Source organism: Variovorax atrisoli (genome assembly GCF_014195185.1).
GTDB lineage: Bacteria > Pseudomonadota > Gammaproteobacteria > Burkholderiales > Burkholderiaceae_C > Variovorax > Variovorax atrisoli.
In genome coordinates, this window is record NZ_JACIBG010000001.1 from 374,653 (window position 1) to 394,438 (window position 19,786).

Below are 19,786 nucleotides of genomic sequence, written 5' to 3' on the forward strand. Positions count from 1 at the left end.
GTCGCGGATAATTTTCGGCATGACCCAAGGCACCAACCAAGAGCCCGCACAGCGCTACGCACGCGTGCTTTCCATCGCCGGTTCCGACAGCGGCGGCGGCGCCGGCATCCAGGCCGATCTCAAGACCTTCGCTGCGCTGGGCTGCTACGGCATGACGGCCATCACCGCGCTCACCGCGCAGAACACGCTGGGCGTCTCGGGCATCCACGGCGTGCCGCCCGACTTCCTCAAGGCGCAGATCCAGGCCGTGGTCGAAGACATCGGCGTCGACGCCGTCAAGCTCGGCATGCTGCATGCGCCAGAGGTGGTCGAAGTGGTGGCGTGGGCCATCGACCGCTACCAGCTGAAGAACGTGGTGCTCGACCCGGTGATGGTCGCCACCAGCGGCGACCGCCTGATCGCGGCGGAAACGGTGCAGGTGCTGGTGCGCGAGTTGTTCCCGCGCGCGATCGTCGTCACGCCCAATCTCGACGAGGCCGCCTTGCTGATCGGCCGTGCCATCGACGGCGTGGATGCGCTCGACGGCGCGGCGGACGAACTCCTGGCGCTCGGGGCGAAGGCCGTGCTGCTCAAGGGCGGCCATCTGCCGGGCAACGAAGTGGTCGACGTGCTGCTGCAGGGCGGTGGCGAACGCCGGCGGCTGGCCTCCGGCCGCATCGAAAGCCGCAACCTGCACGGCACCGGATGCACGCTGTCGTCCGCCATCGCGGCGCACCTGGCACTGGGCGCCACGCTGCCCGATGCGGTGGAACGCGCGCGCGCCTACATCCTCGGCGCGATGGCCGCGGGTGCGGGCGTGAAGATCGGCGCGGGCCATGGCCCCCTCAACCACGGCTTTGCGCCAGTGCCGACGCACCGGCTGCCGTTGACGGCCGGCTGAGCCAGGCCAGCACGAAGGTCGCGGCCAGCGTCGGCAGCGCGGAGCCTAGCTGCGGCGCCCACTTGGCGAGCGCGTGATAGGCGGCGATGCCCGCGATCCAGATCAGCGCCGCGACCAGGTCGACCTTACGCTGCGCGCCTTGCGGCGAGACCGTCTCGCCGCTGCCGAGCCGGCCGATGATCACGCCGTACAGCGGCACGAACACCGAACTCAGCATCAGCAGGAAGGGCTCCAGGGTGTGCATCGGCAGCGCCAGCGCCAGCGCGATGCACAGGGCGGCCAGCAGCAGGCCCCAGCGCTTCACGCTCCAGCGCGGCAGCAGGCTGTGCGTGGAGACCGAGCCCGAGTAGACGTCGCCGTACGCGTTGTCGAGTTCGTCGATCAGGATCAGCCCCAGCGCCACCAGCCCGCCCTGCGCCAGCAGCAGCGCGGTGACGAGGCCCGTGCCCGGTTCTGCCACGCTCACCACCATCACACCCAGCGCGTAGCACCAGATGTTCGCGACCGCATAGCCGATCCACGTGCCGCCGAACGCACCGCCCAGGCCGCCCGTGCTGCGCTTGCCGTGCCGCGCATAGTCGGCCACCAGCGGCAGCCATGACACCGGCATCGCGATCACCAGGTCGAGCGCGCCGAACATGCCCATTGTTCCGTCACCCGGGCGAGCCCAGAATGCATCCAGGCCCTTGGCCTGCAGCTGCGTCGCGAACTGCCAGCTGAGCCACAACAGCGACAGCACCACCAGCGGCAGCCCGAAGCGGCTCACGAAGCGCCGCACCAGCTTCACCATCGAGCCCGCGAGCAGCGCCAGCAGCACCGCGCCCCACAGCAGCGTCGTCAGCACGCCGCCCCAGAAGGAGCCGATCGCAGGGCCGACCACCGTCTGGATGGCCTGCGTGCCCTCGCGCATCACGACGAGTTCGAAGGTTGTCCAGCCCACCAGCTGCACGATGTTCAGCAGCACCGGCAGCCGCGCGAAGGCGCTGCCGTAGGTCGCGTGCATCAGGCCGGCGCTTGCAAGGCCGCTCTGGCAGCCCAGCCGGGCGGTCCAGGCCAGCAGGCCCGCACCGATGCAGGAGCCGAGCACGATCGCGATCGCCGCGTCGCGCGTGCCCACGGCCGGCACGAGGTACGCGCCGATCTGCATCACCAGCAGCCCGACGCCGAGGCTGAACCACAGCGATGCATGGTCGTGCCAGCCGAACACGCGCTGCGAGACGGGCAGGGGAGTCAGCGCTTCGTTGGAGACGGCGGCGCCGCCGGCGCTGTCGTTGTTGTTGTCTTGTGCCATCCATTTGCTCCAGTGCAAAAGGTTTGGCAGGTGGGCGAGGCCCCGGCGGCGCGGCTGTCACGCGAGAAGGCGTGAGAGGCCACCGGACCAGCTTCCCTGCGCGAGGATTACCTCAATCAGGTTCAAAGGGACTTTCTCAGCCGGTCGGCAAGCCGCCCAGCACCCCTAGCAAGTGCGCCCCGGGCAACCCGCGACGCGAGCCGGATTTTATCCGCTGCCAGGAAGCCGCGACGGCGGGCGTGCCTTTGCGGCGGGAAAACCCTCGGGCTGCGGGCCGGCGGCGCGAGAATCGCCGCCGGCAGGAAAAGCAGCCGCAGAACAAAAGAAACCGGAACACGCGCCGATAAGCGTGAAGCAAGAGAAAAAGGAGAGGAACTTGCATGGCAGATGACGACTTCAAGGGCACCCGCCTGCGTCGCTTCAGGGTCGACGTGGGCACCATCATTTGCGCGGTGGCGCTGGTGCAGTCGCTGCTGCTGGTGGCCTTCGGCTATTGGGCGGCAGAGAAGCTGGTGTCCAGGGTGGGCACCGCGGCACACAAGATCAACCACGACCGGGTCGAGGACAACGTGCTGGCCTTCCTCGCGAAGACCGAGGCGGCGATCCGCGCGATCGCCGATTCGCCGAGCGTCCATGTCTGCGGCGAGGACGGCGAGCAGACCGCCGAGATGCTCTGGACCCTGCTCGAGCAGACGCCGGAGATCGACAGCATCAACGTGGCCACCGATCACGGCCACGTGCTGATGGCGGTGCGCTACCCGGTGCCGGCCATCCGCCAGGTGCTGCGCGGCGACGGATTCAGCACAGAGACCTGGCACTACAAGAGCTCGCCCGATCTGGAAGGCGGCGATGCGAAGCAGCGCTTCGCGACGACTTCGATCTCGGCCTACCGCAGCGACTTCGATCCCGAGAAACGCACCTGGTATCTGGAGGCCATGAAGGCGAAGGGCCCAGTATGGACCCAGCCTTTTCTGATGAGCGATGCAAAGGAACTCGCCATCGGCCATGCGCGGCCAGCGGGGCGCGTCGACGACGAAGGCCACAAGCGCGGGCTCGTGGTCGATGCCAACGTGTCGCTGGGCCATCTGTCGAGGCTGATGCGCGTATCCGGCGCGCTGGGCAGCGGCGAGAGCGCGCTGCTGAGTGCCGATCACCACGTGATCGCGCGCAGCAACGACCCCGAGCCGGTACGCAAGCTGGAGTCGCCCGACAGCGGCGTGCTTGGAACCATCCACGCGCACATGCTCGCGGCCAGCACTGCGGGCGGCGCTGACGACATGGCTTTCTCCATCGAGCACGAGGGGCGCCGCTACCTCGTGCAGACCTCGCACCTGCCGCACACCCGCTGGCAACTGGTGAGCTGGGAACCCGAGGACCTGCTGCTCGGGAGCCTGCATCGCTCGGTGCTCTGGTCGCTGCTTCTGACGGTCGGCTTCCTGGCGCTCTCGCTCTTCATCTCGCTGCGGCTGTCGAAGCTGGTGACCGGGCCGATCGAGAACCTCTCGCGTGTCGCACGCCGGATCGGGCGGCTGGAGCTGGACAACCTGCCGATCGAACCCAGCCGGGTGCTGGAGATCCAGCATCTCAACCAGGCGCTGGACGAGTCGGCGCGCAGCCTCAAGGCCTTCAGCAAGTTCGTGCCGGTGGACATCATCCGGCAGCTGGTCGCCGAAGGGCACGCACTAGGGCCGAGCGGGTCGCCACGCCGCATCACCGCGATGTTCACCGACGTCGAGGGCTTCACCAGCATCTCCGAGTCGATGCCGGCCGATCTGCTCGTGCGGCAGCTCACCGAGTACTTCAACCTTGCCGCGGGCATCTTCGCGCGGCACGGCGGCGTGATCGACAAGTTCATGGGCGACGGCATCATGGTGCTGTGGGGAGCTCCCAACGAACTCGAGGACGCGGAGTACCGCGCCTGCGTGGCGGCCATCGAGCTTTGTGCCGCGATGGATGCGCTCAACGAGAAGTGGCGTGCCGAAGGGCTGCAGGAGTTCCGCACGCGCGTGGGCATCCATACGGGCCACGTGATCGCGGGCGTGCTCGGCTCGAGCGACCGCCTGTCATACACCGCCATCGGCGACGCGATCAACGCAGCGAGCCGGATCGAGGGCGCCAACAAGGAGCTCGGCACCTGCATGCTGATCTCCGAGGCCACCTTCCAGGGACTGCGAGGCCGCCTCGCCACCCGCCGCATCGAGGAACTCGCGCAGCTGCGGGGCCGCCAGACGCGGATGGTGCTCTACGAACTGCTGGGGCCTACGCCGACCTGAGCCTTCGCGCGAAGGCATCCAGCCCGTCGATGGTGATCTGGATGTGCCGCTCGAAGCTGCTGTCCAGCGGCACTGTCGTGCCGTTGTCCCAGCGCAGGATGAAGGCCTTGTTGGCCAGTTGCGCGAGGTTGCGCGTGAGCACCGGGTGGTCGAGCGGGCGGATCGTGTGCACGCGCTCGCGCAGCTCCTCGGCCCAGGCCTGGGTGTTGTCGGCGGGCAGGGGCGAGAACTCCATCGTCAGGAAGCCCAGCATCGCGGCGACCACGCAGTTGTAGGCCTCCAGCAGCGCTTCGTCCTCGAAGCCGGCATCGGCCAGCGTGGCCAGGATGCCTTCGACCAGCTCCATTGGCAGGCTGCCGTTGGACACCAGCTGCGCGCCCAGCAGCTGCGCCACGTTCGGATGGCGCCGCACTGCGGCACGGCAGCGGCGGAAGAGTTCGGCGATCCAGTCCTTCCAGCCGAGCCTGCCCGGCGGCGGCGCGACCTCGGCCATGACCAGCGCCGCCACCTCGGCCAGCAGCGCCTCGCGCGTGCTCACATGCCAGTGCACCGTGGCCGGGTAGACGTCGAGCCGGGCCGCCACTTCACGCATGCTGAAGGCGCCAAGGCCGAATTCGTCGATCTGCGCCAGTGCTTCCTCGGCGATGCGCTGCTTCGTCAGGCCGCCGCCACCGGCGGGGCGACCGGCCGTACGGGGTTTCCGGGCCTTGGGGGGCGAATTCTTCATCATGGTTGCGGCCATTGTGCGGCAGCCGGGTTGACTGTATAAACAAATTAAATTGAGCATTGATCAATAAATCGCGCTGCATGCGACGGGCGCAACACTCCTGAAGGACATCGCCATGGCCCACGCCGACATCGACCAGGCCCTTGCGGCCGCGCACCGCCGCTTCACCGAGACCAACCCCGCCAGCCTGCGCCAGTTCGAGGAGCAGGCGCGCTACATGCCCGGCGCCAACAGCCGCTCGGTGCTGTTCTATGCGCCCTTCCCGCTGACCATCGCCAGGGGCGAGGGCGCGACGCTCTGGGACGCCGATGGCCATCGCTATGCCGACTTCATCGCCGAGTACACGGCCGGCGTCTACGGGCACTCGGCGCCAGAGATCCGCGAGGCCGTCGCCGAAGCCATGAAGGGCGGCATCAACCTCACCGGCCACAACCTGCTCGAAGGCCGGCTTGCCAGGCTCATCTGCGAGCGCTTTCCGCAGATCGAGCAGCTGCGCTTCACCAATTCCGGCACCGAGGCGAACCTGATGGCGGTGACGGCGGCGCTGCACTTCACGGGGCGGCGCAAGATCGTCGTGTTCTCGGGCGGCTACCACGGCGGGGTGCTGGGCTTCGGCGCCAAGCCGCTGCCGACCACCGTGCCCTTCGACTTCCTGGTGCTGCCCTACAACGACGAGAAGACCGCACGCGAGCAGATCGACAAGCACGGCCCCGAGATCGCCGCTGTTCTGCTGGAGCCGATGCAGGGCGCGAGCGGCTGCATCCCGGGCCGGCTGGAGTTCCTGCAGGCGCTGCGCGAATCGGCTACCCGAGTTGGGGCGCTGCTGATCTTCGACGAGGTGATGACTTCTCGCCTCGCGCCGCACGGCCTGGCGAACAAGCTGGGCATCCGCTGCGACCTGACCACGCTGGGCAAGTACATCGGCGGCGGCATGTCCTTCGGCGCCTTCGGCGGGCGTGCCGACGTGATGGCGTTGTTCGATCCACGCACCGGGTCGCTGGCCCACTCGGGCACCTTCAACAACAACGTGCTGACGATGGCGGCTGGCCACGCGGGGCTCACGAAGCTGTTCACGCCCGAGGCGGCAGGCGCGTTGGCAGACAGGGGCGATGCGATGCGCAAGCGGCTCAATGCGCTGTGTGCCGGCGAGGGCGTGGCGATGCAGTTCACCGGCATCGGCTCGCTGATGAACGCGCATTTCGTGGGGGGCGAGGTACGCAGCACCGACGACCTTGCGCCCGTCGACGCGCGTCTGCGCCAGCTGCTTTTCTTCCATCTGCTGAGCGAGGGCATCTACACCTCGCCGCGCGGCTTCGTGGTGCTGTCGCTGCCGCTGAGCGACGCGGACATCGACCGCTACGTGGCCGCCATCGGCAGCTTCGTCGGCGAATACCGGGCGCTGCTGCCCGGTGCTGCGAACTAGCTAGCGGGAACCGGCCACGCCCAGCAGCTCATGCAGGCGGGTGCTGGTGGTCGTGTACTGCAGCGGCACGGCCTTGCCTGGGAACACGATGGCGGTTGCGCCCCAGGCGGCCAGCGTTGCCTCGTGGAAGCCGCAGACGATGAGCTTCTTCTTGCCCGGGTAGGTGTTGATGTCGCCCACCGCGAACACGCCGCGCTCGCGGGTTTCGTACTTCTCGGTGTCGACCGGCACCTGCTTGCGCTCCAGCTCCAGGCCCCACTCGGCGATGGGGCCGAGGCGCGGCGAGATGCCGAGGCAGGCGACCAGCGCGTCCAGCGGCAGGTCCAGCGTGGTCGCGTCAGGCGTGGTGATCCGGAGCTGCCTGCCGTCGAAGGCGGCGGGCTGGCCGACCTTGAAGGCCAGCTTGCCCGCGGCCACGAGAGCGCGCATGGTCGCGACGGTCGCTTCCTCGGCCTGGAAACCATCGCGCCGGTGCACCAGCGTGACCTGCTTCGCGATGGTCGTGAGCGCGATGGCGGTTTCGAGCGCGACGTCGTCTCCGCCGTTGACCACGACCGTCTGCCCGGCGAAGCGATCCAGCGAATCGGGGTGATAGAAGAGCGAGGAACCCTCGAACTGCGCAATGCCCTCGACCGCGATGCGCTTGGGCACGAAGGCGCCGACACCGGCCGCGATGAACACGGTTTTGGCAAGGAATGCCTTGCCCGCCGAGGTGGTCAGCAGCAGCCGCCCATCGGCCTCGCGCGCCAGGGTGGAGACCTGCTCGCCGAAGTGGAATTGCGGCTTGAAAGGCGCCACCTGCTGCAGCAGCGACTGCGCCAAATCGCGCCCGCTGGTCACGGGCGTGCCGGGAATGTCGTAGATGGGCTTGTCGCCATACAGCGCCACGCACTGGCCGCCGGCGGCGGGCAGTGCATCGACGATATGGCAGGAGATTTCGAGCAGGCCCAGCTGGAAGGCCTGGAACAGCCCCACGGGGCCGGCGCCGACGATCAGCGCGTCGGTCTCGATGGGAGCGGCGATGGCGGCCGGCTGGTTCAGCGGATCAGCTCCCCGAGCTTGTCCGTCTTGTCCTTCCACTCCTCGGCCTCGGGCAGGGCGGGCTTGCGCTTGGTGATGCTCTTCCAGCCGTCGGCCTGGGCCAGCTCGGCGTTGATCTTGATGAAGGCGATCTGGTTGGCCGGCAGGTCTTCCTCGGCGTAGATCGCGTTGACCGGGCATTCAGGGATGCAGACCGCGCAGTCGATGCATTCGTCCGGGTCGATCACCAGCATGTTGGGACCTTCGCGGAAACAGTCGACGGGGCAAACGTCCACGCAGTCGGTGTATTTGCAACGGATGCAGGCTTCGGAGACGACGTGGGTCATTTGTTCTCTGGCGTCAGTGGTGAGGTCGGGGAAAACCCGTGATTTTAGGCCTTTGCGGCGGAGGGCTGCACGAGAACGGCAGCGGCGGTCTTGTGGGAGGCCGTATCGACCAGCACGAGGGAGCCCAGCGCACGCGATTGCGTGAAGGGCAGCACGGCCAGCGGCTGCTGCAGCGAGAGCACCACGTCGCCGATGGCGTTGGCTTCAAGCTGCGTCGCGGCTTCCGATTCGAGCGTGGTGATGTTCACGCGGTCGACGATGCGCGCCACCTTGGCCTTCACCCAGCGGTGGCCCTGCAGCGCCCAGTAGACGCGGCCCGCGACCAGCGGCTCGTCGTCGAGCCAGGCCACGGTGGCGGTGATCTCGCGCACCGGCTCGAAGGCGCCGGGCGCCAGCAGCCAGTCGCCGCGCGACACGTCGACCTCGCGGTCGAGCACGATGCCGGCGCTGTGGCCCGCATGCACCGTCTTCGGCTGGCGCGTGTGGCTCAGCACCTGGGCGACGGTGGCGGTCTGGTTGCTCGGCAGCACGGTCACGCGCTGGCCCGGCTCCACGTGGCCCGAGGCGACGCGGCCCCAGAACACGCGGCGGCCCTGCGAGGTGTCGGCCGACGACGAGAACTTCTCGACCCACTGCACCGGGAACGCGAAGGGCACGGCCTCGTCCTGCGCGGTCACCGGCAGGTCTTCCAGCAGTTCAAGCAGGCTGGGGCCTTCGTAGCCGACCCAGTCGGGATGGCGCGTGGCCACGTTCCAGCCCTTGAGCGCGGAGATCGGCACGATGGCCGTCACCTGCACGCCCGCCGCTTCGGCGAAGGCGTTCAGCGCGGTCGAGATGCGTTCGAAGGCCAGGCCGGCGTCGGCGATGGCGTCGAGCTTGTTGACTGCGAACACGATCGACTGCACGCGCAGCAGGTGGCACAGCAGCGTGTGGCGGCGCGTCTGCGGCAGCAGCTCGCGCTTGACCACGGTGCCGTCCTCCACCTCGGCGGCCCAGGCCAGCTTGGTCGCATCGACCAGCACCACGGCGGCGTCGGCGGCGGAGGCGGCCGTGACCATGTTGCGCGTGTACTGCTCATGGCCCGGCGCGTCGCCGATGATGAACTTGCGCTTCGCGGTCGAGAAGTAGCGGTATGCCACGTCGATGGTGATGCCCTGTTCACGCTCGGCCGAGAGGCCGTCGGTCAGCAGGGCCAGGTCGGTCTCGCCGCCGCGCTGCACGCCGGCGAGCTGGTCCTGCAGCACGGTCTTGCTGTCGACCAGCAGGCGGCCGATGAGCGTGCTCTTGCCGTCGTCTACCGAGCCGCAGGTGATGAAGCGCAGGGCGGTGCCGGTGTCGCCGTGAATTTCGGCGGGCGAGGCGTTTGAAATGACAGCAGCGTTCATTGAGTGATTCTCCAATTCGTGGAACACCGCGGAACCGGCTCTGCCGGGCCGCTGGTGTTGCCCCCTGCGAGGGGGTGGGCGTAGCGACACGAAGTGCGCGAAGCCTGGGGGTGGGTCAGAAGTACCCGTCTTTCTTGCGTTTTTCCATCGAAGCTTCGGACGTCATGTCGTCCATCCGCGTGGCACCGCGTTCGCTCACGTCGACCGACAGCGTCTCGAGCACCACGTCGCTCGCATCGGCTGCCAGGCTTTCCACCGGGCAGGTGGTGGTGATGTCGCCCACGGTACGGAAGCGCACGTCGCGCACCTGCACCGTCTCGCCGTCGCGCGCCGGGGTCAGCTCGGTCACGGGCACCAGCAGGCCGCGGCGCTCCACCACTTCGCGCTTGTGCGTGTAGTAGATCGAGGGCAGGCCGACTTCCTCGCGGGCGATGTACTGCCACACGTCGAGCTCGGTCCAGTTCGAGATCGGGAACACGCGGAAATGCTCGCCCGGCGCCAGGCGGGTGTTGAACAGCGTCCACAGCTCCGGGCGCTGGTCCTTGGGCTGCCACTGGCCGAAGCTGTCGCGGTGCGAAAAGATGCGCTCCTTGGCGCGCGCCTTCTCCTCGTCGCGGCGGGCGCCGCCGATCAGCGCGTCGAAGCGGAATTCCTCGATCGCCTCCAGCAGCGTCACCGACTGGTGCGCGTTGCGCGACTCGCCCGGATGCGCCAGCCGCACGGTGCCGCGCTTCATCGAGTCCTCCACGCTGCGCACGATCAGCTCCGCGCCAAGTTCCTTCGCACGGCGGTCGCGGTACTCCGTCACCTCGGGGAAGTTGTGGCCGGTGTCGATCATCAAGAGCGGATAGGGAATGCGGCCGACGCCGAAAGCCTTCTCCGCGCACTTCAGCAGCACCAGCGAATCCTTGCCGCCCGAGAACAGCAGGGTGGGGCGCTCGAAGGCGGCCGCCACTTCGCGCAGGATGAAGATGGTTTCTTCCTCCAGCGCATCGAGGTGCGTGTTGGACAGGTGTGCCGCCGGCAGCAGCAGTTCGGTTTCGGTTCGGGCGTTCATCGGAGGATGGGGTGCTGGATGCGGTAGGTCGATGCGGGGCGGGCGCTCAGTGCGCGAGGTGCAGCCCGCACTCGCGGTTGTCTTCGCCCTTGGTCGGGTCGACGTAGTCGAAGTTGTTGGGCAGGCCGTGCTTTACGCAGTACTCGTGCAGATCCTTGGACGACCAGTGCAGCAGCGGCGCGACCTTGATCAGGCCGTCGGGGTTGATGCTGACCGGGTCCATCTGCGCACGCACGGCCGTGTCGGTGGCGCGCAGCGCGGTGAACCAGACCTTCGGCGCCGTCTCGCGCAGCGCGCGCGCGAAGGGCTCCAGCTTCACCTCTTCGGTGAAGGCGGCGTGGCGCGGGTCGTCCAGCGCGGGCGTGGGGCCTTCCACTGCCTCGCGATGGGCGCGCGAGCGGCGCGGCAGGTAGATGCGCAGGTCCAGGCCCAGTTGCTTCGTGACCTCGTCGGCAAAGCGGTAGGTGGCCTCGGTGTTGTAGCCGTTGTCCATCCACACCACCGGCACGTCGCGCTTCACCTGCGTGACCAGATGCAGGATCACCGCCTCGAAGGGGCGGAAGTTGGTGGTGACGATGGCCGGCTGGCCCAGGCCGAGCGCCCAGTCCACCAGACCCTGGGCGTTGCGGCCCAGCTCGGCGTTGATGCGGTCGATGTCGATGCTCATGTCGATGCCTTTACGCGCTCTCGGTAGCCGCCGCGAAGTGCGGAACGGTCTGCACCGCGTCGCCCTGGTAGAAGGCGGCGAAGCGGTCGAACTGGCGCTGCGCGTCGGAGGCGTCCACGCCTTCCTTGAGCACCGCGCTCGAGAAACCGGTGCGCTCCATCTGCACGAGCTGGTCGATCAGCACGTCGCCCGTGGCGCGGATGTCGCCGGTGAAGCCCAGGCGGCGGCGCAGCAGGAAGGCCTGGCTGTAGGCGCGGCCGTCGGTGAACTTCGGGAAGTGCAGGTCGATGCGCTCGATGTCGGCCAGGCACACCTCGATGGCGAGCGGGTCGGCGTCGTTGGGCAACTGCAGCACCTTCGGGTCGCCGTCGTCGACGTGTTCTTCCGCAGAGAGGATGTTCAGGGTCTTTTTCATGCTGCTTCCTCCACCTTGAAACGCGCACCGTTGGCGGCGGCCTTGAACGGGTCGTGGCCGACGCGGCGCAGCGTGTCGATGAAGTTCTCGCCGTTCTCACGGGTGTCGCGGTAGGTGTTGAGCACGGCCTCGATCACGCCGGGCACTTCTGCCGCCGAGAACGAGGGGCCCACCACCTTGCCGGCCTGCGGCGTGCCGCTGAGCGCGGAGCCGTCGGAGCCGCCGAGGGTGACCTGGTACCACTCCTTGCCGTCCTTGTCGACGCCGAGGATGCCGATGTGGCCGCTGTGGTGGTGGCCGCACGAATTGATGCAGCCGCTGATGTGCAGGTCGATCTCGCCCAGATCGTCGAGTTCGTCGAGGTCCTGGTAGCGCTCGGTGATGGCTTCGGCGACCGGAATGGAGCGTGCGTTGGCCAGTGCGCAGAAGTCGCCGCCGGGGCAGGCGATCATGTCGGTCAGCAGGTGCACGTTGGCGCTGGCGAAGCCGGCCGCGCGGGCGGCCAGCCACAGCGCGTGCAGGTCTTCCGCATGCACCCAGGGCAGCAGCACGTTCTGGTCGTGCGTCACGCGGGCTTCGCCGGCCGAGAAGCGGTCTGCCAGTTCGGCGATGGTGTCGAGCTGGTCGGCCGATGCGTCGCCAGGGGCCTGCTTCAGGCGCTTGAACGACAGCGTCACGGCGCGCAGGGCCGGGTTCTTGTGCGGCGCCACGTTGCGCGCCAGCCAGCGGGCGAACTGCACGTCGTCGGCGGCGTGGTGGCGCAGCTCGGCGTCGGTCTTCTCGGCGCTCTGCAGCACGCGGGTGGCGAGCGCGGGCGGCACGAACGATGCGGCCACGCGGTCGTACTCTTCCTGCGTGATGGTGTGCGGCGCGCCGTCGTGCTCGAGGATCTGCTTGTACTCGGCCTCGACGTCGTCGATGTAGCGCTGGCCCTCGGCCTTCACCAGGATCTTGATGCGCGCCTTGTAGATGTTGTCGCGGCGGCCGTAGCGGTTGTAGACGCGGATCACGGCCTCGAGGTAGTTCATGATCTGCTGCCACGGCAGGAACTCGCGCAGCACCGTGCCCACGATGGGCGTGCGGCCCATGCCGCCGCCCACCTGCACACGGAAGCCCACAGCGCCAGGAGCGATGTTTTGTGATGCGTCGCCGGCTTCGTGTTTCACCACGTGCAGGCCCACGTCGTGCCAGCCGGTGGCGGCGCGGTCCTCGGTGGCGCCGGTGATGGCGATCTTGAACTTGCGCGGCAGGAACGCGAACTCGGGGTGCAGCGTGCTCCACTGGCGCATGATTTCCGCGAACGGGCGCGGATCTGCGACCTCGTCGACGGCGATGCCGGCGCGCTCGTCGCTGGTGATGTTGCGGATGCAGTTGCCGCTGGTCTGGATGCCGTGCATGTCGACCGAGGCCAGCAGGTCCATCACGTCGGCCGACTTGGCCAGCGGAATCCAGTTGTACTGGACGTTCTGGCGGGTCGTGAAGTGGGCGTAGTGGGTGGGGAGCTTCTGGCTGCCGAGCAGGCCTTGCGTCTCGATGGCCTTCTTGTAGACCTCCGCCTCGGGCTCGTCGTACTCGCGGGCGATGCGGGCCAGCACGCGCAGCTGGCGGCTCGACAGTTCGCCGTAGGGCACGGCCACGCGCAGCATCGGCGCGTAGCGCTGCACATACCAGCCGTTTTGCAGGCGCAGGGGGCGGAACTCGTCTTCGGCGAGCTTGCCTTTCTGCCAGCGCTCGAGCTGGTCGCGGAATTGGGCAGCCCGCTGGTGGACGAACTGGCGGTCGAATTCTGTGTATTGGTACATCGTGCGTGTGTCTTGAGGAAGTGCGGTGCCGCGCATGGAACGGGGCACCCCAGCAAGAAGGCGCGATTGTCCGAGCGCTCCTTATGGAACCAAACTATTTTTTGGTTCGCGCTTTATGCGGATAAGCTTATTCGCCAGTATTCATGCGGGTTTCCGGGCGGTTTGATGCTTATTCCGGATAAGGCCGCAATGCCGGCTTAGTCTCTCCGACGCAATGAAAGCAGTCCGGGTAAGTCCCGACGCGCCTGCCGGCCGGCCGCAGTGAAATGGTTATCTTCAATAACCAGATTGGCTGGAAACGCAATGACTGCTTCGACCTCGCGCCGCAGCGCGCTCCTTGCCGGGTTCGCAACCGTGGCCGCTTTCTCCAATGCCAATGCGGCCGATGCGCCGCCGGCTGCCATCGCCACGCCGACCAGCGAACGCTTCCCGGTCGTGCTGCCCCGAACCGAATTCGTCTATGAAGCCATCGTCGACATCGCGCCGCCGATGACGCTGGGCGCCTCGCCCTTCGGGGAGCGCTTCATGGTGCCGATCACGGGCGGTTCATTCGAGGGGCCGGGCCTGCGCGGCACGGTGCTGGCCGGCGGGGCCGACCGCCAGTTGCTGCGCCGCGACGGCGCGAAGAACCTCGACGCCGTCTACGAGCTCAAGACCGACGACGGCGTGGTGATCTCTGTGCGCAACACCGTGCTGTCGCGCAATCCAAGGAGCGGGCCGCGCTACGCGTTCTCGACGCTGCAGATCATTGCGCCCGAGGGCAAGTACGGCTGGCTCAACGACTTCGTCTACGTGGGCACGCTCGATCCGCTGCGGCCGCAGCGCGAGGCTGTGGTCATCCGTGTCTACAAGGTGGTCTAGCGCAGCATCGACGACATCGCCGAGCAGCAGTTCAGCATGCGCACGGCCGCTTCCACCGTCGGGGCGGTGAAGCGGAGGGTGACGCCGTCCACGCGCTCGAAGCTCGGCCACTGGCAGAAGAGATCGGCCAGTGCGGAGGTCTGGGCGCGCAGCGTCACCGACTGCGGTCCTTCGAAGACGAGCGGCTTGGCCTTCGCGCGGGCCGCCAATGCTTCTTCCACGCCCGCACGGATCGCCCGGCGCGACTGCTCGGGCGAGAGCGACACGCCACTGGTGCAGCCCGTGGCCTTCTTCGTCTCCACGAAGGTCGCGTGCGGGAAGAGCGGGCGGTTCTCGGCGATGAAGACGTCGTCGCCGCTGGCCATCACCACCGGCACGCCGTATTCGCCGGCCAGCGCGCCGTAGAGGCCGGCCTCGCCCAGTTCCTCGCCGCCGAGCGAGATGCCCGCGAAGGCAAAGCTGTTGATTGTGTGCGCGAGGATGCCGCGCCCCTGGGCGCGCGAGTGGTAGCCGACCATGCAGACGGCGTCCACGCCTTCTTCCACGCCCGCCACCATGCTCAGGTAGCGCGGCTTGCCCTGGATCACGCGGGCGCGCGAATCGAGCAGGTCGGGCGGCATGTTGCGAAAGCCCCCGTGCGAATCGTTCACCAGCACCTCGGTGGCGCCCGCGTCGAAGGCGCCGGCGATCGCCGCGTTGGCCTCTTGCGTCATCAGCAGCCGGGCACGCTCGTACTCCGGGTTGCCCGCGCGAACCTGCTCGGAGTGATAGACGCCGGCGACGCCTTCGATGTCGGTGGAGATCAGGACTTTCATTGGGCGGCTCGTGTTCAGGCGTGGGTTGAGAAGAGGGCGGAGGCGGGCAGCACGTCGGACAGCGCCGCGCGGTGGTTGCCGTCGCGCCCGGTCACGGGCGTGGCGCGGCACAGCGCATGGATGATCGCCTGTTCCGTGCTGTCGGCCGCGGCCTGGAAGAGGCCGTCGAGCAGCCCGTCGTGCAGCATCGCCACGGCCGGCATCGGCCGCTCGACGCTGCCGGGCACGGTGTAGGCGGTTGAAAAGGCCAGCACGATGTCGCCGCTGCCGTGCCCGAAGACAGAGCCCGTGCGCGCCAGCCCGGCACCGGCGCGCAGCGCGAGGCGGCGCAGCTGGCGCGCGTCGAGCGGGGCATCGGTGGCCACCACGATGATGATCGAGCCCTTCTCGGCCTCGTTCACCGCCGGCAGGCTGCGCTCGGCCTGCAGCGCGGCGAGCCGTTCGCCCACCGCATGTCCTGCCAGCAGCAGCTGCGGCTGGCGCCCGTAGTTGGCCAGCACCAGCGCGCCCACCGTGTGCAGGCCGCCGGTGCCGGCGTTCTTCTCGCCGCCCAGGCCGCCGCTGGTGCCGTCGTTGCGCGCCGACACCCGCCGGGACGCGCTGCCGATGCCGCCCTTGAGCTGGAAGCTCGACATGCCGCGCCCCGCGCCGACCGAGCCCTGTTCGAAGTCGACCCCGGTGTCGGTCAGCGCATGCAGGTAGTCGGCCTCGCTGACCGCCATGCGCTGGATGTCGTTGAGAAAGCCGTCGTTGCACTCGAACACCAGCGGATTGACCGTGGGCAGGGTGCGTCCGCACTCGGGGTTGTCGGCCACGCAGCGGCGGATCTGCGCCGCGGCCACCGTGCCAACCGAGAAGGTGTTGGTCAGCGCGATGGGCGTCTCCAGCACGCCGAGCTCTTCCACCTGCAGCAGCCCGACGCTCTTGCCGAAGCCGTTGAGCACCGCCGCGGCGGCGGGCACCTTGTCGCGGAAGAGGTCGCCCGCGTGCGGACGGATGACGGTCACGCCCGTCTGCACGGGCCCGTCGGCCAGCGTGCGGTGGCCGACGGTGACGCCTGCGACGTCGGTGATGGCGTTGCGTTCGCCCTGGAGCAGGCTGCCGATGAAGGGGAGGGAGACCTGCTGCTTGCTGGAAGACATTGCGAAGAAAGAGAGACTTACTGGCGGTCGATCTTCGGATCGAGCGCGTCGCGCAGCGCATCGCCCAGCAGGTTGAAGGCGAGCACGGTGAAGAAGATGGCCAGGCTGGGGAAGAGCGCCACGTGCGGCGAGGTCACCATGTCGGCGCGGGCCTCGCTGAGCATCGCGCCCCATTCGGGTGTCGGCGGCTGCGCGCCCATGCCCAGGAACGAGAGGCTGGCGGCCGTGATGATCGACGTGCCCACGCGCATCGAGAAATACACCACGATCGACGAGATGGTGCCCGGCAGGATGTGCCGCACGATGATTGTCCAGTCGGATGCGCCGATGCTGCGCTCGGCCTCGATGTAGGTCTGCTGCTTGAGCACCAGTGTGTTGCCGCGCACCAGGCGCGCGAAGGCCGGCACGCTGAACACCGACACCGCCACCACCACGTTGGTCATGCTGCTGCCCAGGATGGCGACCACGCCCAGCGCCAGCAGGATGCCGGGGAAGGCGAAGAGCACGTCCGAGACGCGCATCACGATGCGGTCCCACCAGCCTTCGTAGTAGCCCGCCAGCAGGCCGAATGCGGTGCCGATGATGCCGCCCAGCACCACCGACAGGAAGCCCGCCATCAGCGAGATGCGCGCACCCATCAGGATGCGGCTGAAGATGTCTCGGCCCAGCGGATCGACACCGAACCAGTGCGCGGCCGAGGGGCCGGTGTTCAGCATGTCGTAGTCGAAGAAGTTCTCCGGATCGAAAGGCACGATCCAAGGCGCGAACACCGCGACGAACACCAGCAGCAGCACGAAGAGCGCTGCGACGATGCCCACCGGCTGCTTCTTGAAGCGGCGCCAGCATTCGCCCCAGGGCGTGCGGACCTTGCCGGCGGTTTGAACGGCCACGACCGGTGGCGCGATGGTTTCGGCAGGCGCGCCGGTAGCTTGAGTCATATCAGTCATGTGTTGCAGTTCCTTCGGGGAACACCGCGGAACCGGCTTTGCCGGGCCGCTGGTGTTGCCCCCTGCAAGGGGGTGGGCGAAGCGACACGAAGTGCGCGAAGCCTGGGGGTGGTCATTTGTACCGGATGGTCGGGTTGATGTAGCCGTAGAGCACGTCGACCACCAGGTTGATCAGGATGAATTCGAGCGAGAACAGCAGCACCAGCGTCTGGATGACGGGGTAGTCGCGCATCTGCACGGCATCGACCAGCAGGCGGCCGAGGCCGGGCCAGTTGAACACCGCCTCCACCAGGATCGAGCCGCCCAGCAGGAAGCCGAACTGCAGGCCCATCATCGTCACCACCGGAATGAGCGCGTTGCGCAGGCAGTGCTTGATGATCACGGCGCGCTCGCGCACGCCCTTGGCGCGCGCGGTGCGCACGAAGTCTTCCTGGATCACCTCGACGAAGGAGGCCCGCGTGAAACGCGCCATCACGGCCGCCACGGCCGCGCCCAGCGTGATCGAGGGCAGGATGTAGTGCTTCCAGCTGCTGGCGCCCACCGTGGGCAGCCATCCGAGCTGGACCGAGAAGATCTGCATCAGCAGCATGCCGAGCGCGAAGGCCGGAAACGAGATGCCGGACACGGCGAGCGTCATGCCCAGCCGATCGGGCCACTTGTTGCGGTACACGGCCGAGACGATGCCGATGGCCATGCCGAAGATCACCGCCCACACCATGCTGGTGATGGTCAGCATCACCGTCGGGAAGAAGCGCTCGCCGATCTCGGTCGCCACCGGCCGCCGCGTGCGGATGGAGGTGCCGAAGTCGCCCTGCAGCATGTGGTAGAAGAAGCTCACGAACTGCTGCGGCAGCGGCTTGTCCAGCCCGAGCTCCGCGCGGACCATGGCCACGGTCTGCTCGTCGGCGTCCTGGCCGGCGGCAAGACGCGCCGGATCGCCGGGCAGCATGTGGACGAACAGGAACACCAGCACCGCCACGATGAGCAGCGTGGGGATCAGGCCCAGCAGTCGTTTGAGAAAGTAATTCAGCATGGCATCAGAAAACAGTCACCCTCATCAGGGAAACACCGCGGAACCGGCTCTGCCGGGCCGCGCGTGTTGCCCCAGGCGAGGGGGTTGGCGTAGCGACATGAAGTGCGCGCAGCCTGGGGGAGTACTCAGTTCGACACTGCGATCGTGTCGATGTTGATGTTGCCGTCAGGCATCACGAACACGCCCGACAGACGCTTGGCATGCGCCGACAGGTTCTGCTCGGTGACCATCGGCACGCGCGGCAGGTCCTTGCGGATCTCTTCCTGCGCGGTCTTGTACAGCGCGGCGCGTTCCTTCTCGTCCGTGGTCACCAGCGCCTTGGCCAGCGCGTTGTCGACGGTCTCGCTCTTGTAGAACGACATGTTGTTCAGCTTGGGAGCCCAGGCTTCCGAGGCGAACAGCGGGCGCAGGCCCCAGTCGGCTTCGCCGGTCGACGACGACCAGCCGGTGTAGTACATGCGGACCTTGGCCGTCTTCGGATCGGGCCATGCATCCACCTGCTCGGTACGCTGGCCCACTTCGAGCGCCTGCACCTGCAGCTTGATGCCGATCTGCGCGAGCTGCTGCTGCACGAACTGGATCGTCTTCTGCGCGGTCGTGTTGTTGTAGGCGCTCCACAGCACCGACTCGAAGCCGTCGGGGTAGCCGGCTTCCTTCATCAGTTCCTTGGCCTTCTTCAGGTCGTAGGGAATGGGGGCCATCTTCTCGGCGTACTTCACGCCCTGGGGCAGCACGCCCTGCGCGGGGAAGGCATAGCCGCCGAAGGCGACCTTGGCCAGCGCCTCCTTGTTGATGGCGTAGCCGATGGCCTCGCGCACCTTCGGGTTGTCGTAGGGCTTCTGCAGCATGTTGAATGCCAGGAAGCGCGTGATGATCGAGGGCGATGCCACCACTTCGAGCTTCTCGCTCTTCTTCAGCAGCTCGGCCTGCTCATAGGGAATCGGGTAGGCGAAGTCGGCCTCGCCGGTCTGCAGCATCGCGGCGCGCGTGTTGTTCTCGAGCACCGGCTTCCACGAGATGTTGTCGACCTTCGGATAGCCCTTCTTCCAGTAGCCGTCGAACTTCTTGGCCTTGACGGCTTCGGTCTGCTTCCATTCGACGAACTCGAAGGGGCCCGTGCCCACGGGGTGGAAGGCGATGTCCTTGTTGCCCCACTTCTTCAACGCGGTGGGCGAGATCATGGCGGCCGATGCGTGGGCCAGCGAGTTGATGAAGGGGCCGAAGGGCTCCTTCAGCGTGATGCGCACGGTGCTGGGGTTCACCACCTCGACCTTGCTCACGCGGTTGAACTGGTTGTAGCGCAGCAGCTTGTTGTCCTGGTTCAGCACGCGGTCGAGCGTGAACTTCACGGCGTCGGCGTTGAAGTCGGTGCCGTCGTGGAACTTCACGCCGGTGCGCAGCTTGATGGTGTAGACCAGGCCGTCCTTCGACACTTCGTAGCCCTCGGCCAGCACGTTCTGCACCTTCAGGTCCTTGTCGAACTGGAACAGGCCTTCATAGAAGGTCTTGGTCACGGCCGTGGTGATGGTGGTGTTGGTGTTGTACGGGTCCAGCGTTTCCGGCTGGTAGCCGATGGACAGCACCACGTCTTTCGCGGCCAGTGCGGTGCCCGAGGCGGCCAGCGCGGCCAGGCCCAGCAATGCGGATGCCCATCGCAGGGAGGAAGATGCTTGTTGCGTCATGGAAGAACTCCAGTCGGTT

At 67.6% G+C, this 19,786-nt stretch carries 18 protein-coding genes and 1 riboswitch; of the genes, 4 read left to right on the plus strand and 14 right to left on the minus strand.

What is annotated here, in order from left to right; all coding sequences use genetic code 11:
• Positions 1 to 19 precede the first annotated feature (19 nt).
• Entirely contained in the window at positions 20 to 880 is an 861-nt protein-coding gene (thiD, locus tag FHY06_RS01900) for a bifunctional hydroxymethylpyrimidine kinase/phosphomethylpyrimidine kinase (RefSeq protein WP_184603067.1), read from the plus strand.
• On the opposite strand, the gene FHY06_RS01905 is transcribed toward thiD, so the two are convergent.
• The gene (locus FHY06_RS01905; RefSeq protein WP_184603069.1) at positions 825 to 2,171 is read right to left on the minus strand and encodes a purine-cytosine permease family protein; all 1,347 of its coding nucleotides are present in this window, start codon (positions 2,169 to 2,171) and stop codon (positions 825 to 827) included. The two genes, thiD and FHY06_RS01905, sit on opposite strands and share 56 nt — an antisense overlap.
• A gap of 76 nt (positions 2,172 to 2,247) precedes the next feature.
• Positions 2,248 to 2,348: riboswitch (TPP riboswitch) on the minus strand.
• 203 nt (positions 2,349 to 2,551) lie between these two features.
• Between FHY06_RS01905 and FHY06_RS01910 the strand changes: the two genes are divergently transcribed.
• On the plus strand, positions 2,552 to 4,444 hold the full coding sequence (locus FHY06_RS01910) for an adenylate/guanylate cyclase domain-containing protein (protein WP_132799900.1): 1,893 nt from the start codon (positions 2,552 to 2,554) through the stop codon (positions 4,442 to 4,444).
• Here FHY06_RS01910 and FHY06_RS01915 read toward each other — a convergent pair.
• Positions 4,431 to 5,186 carry a TetR/AcrR family transcriptional regulator gene (locus tag FHY06_RS01915; protein ID WP_184603071.1) on the minus strand — a complete coding sequence of 252 codons (756 nt, stop codon included), beginning with the start codon at positions 5,184 to 5,186 and terminating at the stop codon, positions 4,431 to 4,433. The genes FHY06_RS01910 and FHY06_RS01915 overlap by 14 nt on opposite strands.
• Before the next feature lie 100 nt (positions 5,187 to 5,286).
• On the opposite strand from FHY06_RS01915, the gene FHY06_RS01920 reads away from it, so the two are divergent.
• Positions 5,287 to 6,594 (plus strand): aspartate aminotransferase family protein, encoded by a 1,308-nt coding sequence (locus FHY06_RS01920; RefSeq protein ID WP_184603073.1) that lies wholly within the window; start codon positions 5,287 to 5,289, stop codon positions 6,592 to 6,594.
• On the opposite strand, the gene FHY06_RS01925 is transcribed toward FHY06_RS01920, so the two are convergent.
• From FHY06_RS01925 to FHY06_RS01955, 7 genes are all read right to left on the minus strand, one after another.
• Positions 6,595 to 7,674, minus strand: a complete 1,080-nt coding sequence (locus tag FHY06_RS01925) for an NAD(P)/FAD-dependent oxidoreductase (RefSeq protein ID WP_311733662.1) — start codon at positions 7,672 to 7,674, stop codon at positions 6,595 to 6,597. It lies immediately after the preceding gene.
• Positions 7,632 to 7,961, minus strand: coding sequence for a ferredoxin FdxA (fdxA, locus tag FHY06_RS01930; protein WP_019652944.1), 330 nt, complete (start codon positions 7,959 to 7,961; stop codon positions 7,632 to 7,634). The genes FHY06_RS01925 and fdxA overlap by 43 nt, the downstream gene beginning before the upstream one ends.
• Positions 7,962 to 8,005: 44 nt before the next feature.
• The gene (locus FHY06_RS01935) at positions 8,006 to 9,346 is read right to left on the minus strand and encodes a sulfate adenylyltransferase subunit 1 (protein ID WP_184603076.1); all 1,341 of its coding nucleotides are present in this window, start codon (positions 9,344 to 9,346) and stop codon (positions 8,006 to 8,008) included.
• Positions 9,347 to 9,461: 115 nt separating this feature from the next.
• Positions 9,462 to 10,403: a sulfate adenylyltransferase subunit CysD gene (gene cysD, locus FHY06_RS01940; RefSeq protein ID WP_176663823.1), complete on the minus strand. Its 942-nt coding sequence runs from the start codon at positions 10,401 to 10,403 to the stop codon at positions 9,462 to 9,464.
• 46 nt (positions 10,404 to 10,449) lie between these two features.
• Positions 10,450 to 11,070, minus strand: a complete 621-nt coding sequence (locus FHY06_RS01945) for a phosphoadenosine phosphosulfate reductase domain-containing protein (protein WP_184603078.1) — start codon at positions 11,068 to 11,070, stop codon at positions 10,450 to 10,452.
• A 10-nt stretch (positions 11,071 to 11,080) separates the two neighbouring features.
• Positions 11,081 to 11,485 carry a DUF934 domain-containing protein gene (locus tag FHY06_RS01950; protein WP_019652940.1) on the minus strand — a complete coding sequence of 135 codons (405 nt, stop codon included), beginning with the start codon at positions 11,483 to 11,485 and terminating at the stop codon, positions 11,081 to 11,083.
• Positions 11,482 to 13,287 carry a nitrite/sulfite reductase gene (locus tag FHY06_RS01955; protein ID WP_019652939.1) on the minus strand — a complete coding sequence of 602 codons (1,806 nt, stop codon included), beginning with the start codon at positions 13,285 to 13,287 and terminating at the stop codon, positions 11,482 to 11,484. The genes FHY06_RS01950 and FHY06_RS01955 overlap by 4 nt, the downstream gene beginning before the upstream one ends.
• Positions 13,288 to 13,590: 303 nt before the next feature.
• On the opposite strand from FHY06_RS01955, the gene FHY06_RS01960 reads away from it, so the two are divergent.
• Positions 13,591 to 14,148 carry a DUF3237 domain-containing protein gene (locus FHY06_RS01960; RefSeq protein WP_184603080.1) on the plus strand — a complete coding sequence of 186 codons (558 nt, stop codon included), beginning with the start codon at positions 13,591 to 13,593 and terminating at the stop codon, positions 14,146 to 14,148.
• Here the strand turns inward: FHY06_RS01960 and FHY06_RS01965 are convergent.
• From FHY06_RS01965 to gsiB, 5 genes are all read right to left on the minus strand, one after another.
• Positions 14,145 to 14,963: a M55 family metallopeptidase gene (locus FHY06_RS01965; RefSeq protein ID WP_019652937.1), complete on the minus strand. Its 819-nt coding sequence runs from the start codon at positions 14,961 to 14,963 to the stop codon at positions 14,145 to 14,147. The two genes, FHY06_RS01960 and FHY06_RS01965, sit on opposite strands and share 4 nt — an antisense overlap.
• Before the next feature lie 14 nt (positions 14,964 to 14,977).
• Complete coding sequence (locus FHY06_RS01970) at positions 14,978 to 16,105, minus strand: DmpA family aminopeptidase (RefSeq protein WP_126181637.1); 1,128 nt, start codon at positions 16,103 to 16,105, stop codon at positions 14,978 to 14,980.
• A gap of 17 nt (positions 16,106 to 16,122) precedes the next feature.
• Positions 16,123 to 17,043 (minus strand): glutathione ABC transporter permease GsiD, encoded by a 921-nt coding sequence (gene gsiD, locus FHY06_RS01975; protein WP_019652935.1) that lies wholly within the window; start codon positions 17,041 to 17,043, stop codon positions 16,123 to 16,125.
• A gap of 121 nt (positions 17,044 to 17,164) precedes the next feature.
• Positions 17,165 to 18,085, minus strand: coding sequence for a glutathione ABC transporter permease GsiC (gene gsiC, locus FHY06_RS01980; protein WP_184603082.1), 921 nt, complete (start codon positions 18,083 to 18,085; stop codon positions 17,165 to 17,167).
• A 125-nt stretch (positions 18,086 to 18,210) separates the two neighbouring features.
• The gene (gene gsiB, locus FHY06_RS01985; protein WP_019652933.1) at positions 18,211 to 19,767 is read right to left on the minus strand and encodes a glutathione ABC transporter substrate-binding protein GsiB; all 1,557 of its coding nucleotides are present in this window, start codon (positions 19,765 to 19,767) and stop codon (positions 18,211 to 18,213) included.
• Between the last annotated feature and the right edge of the window lie 19 nt (positions 19,768 to 19,786).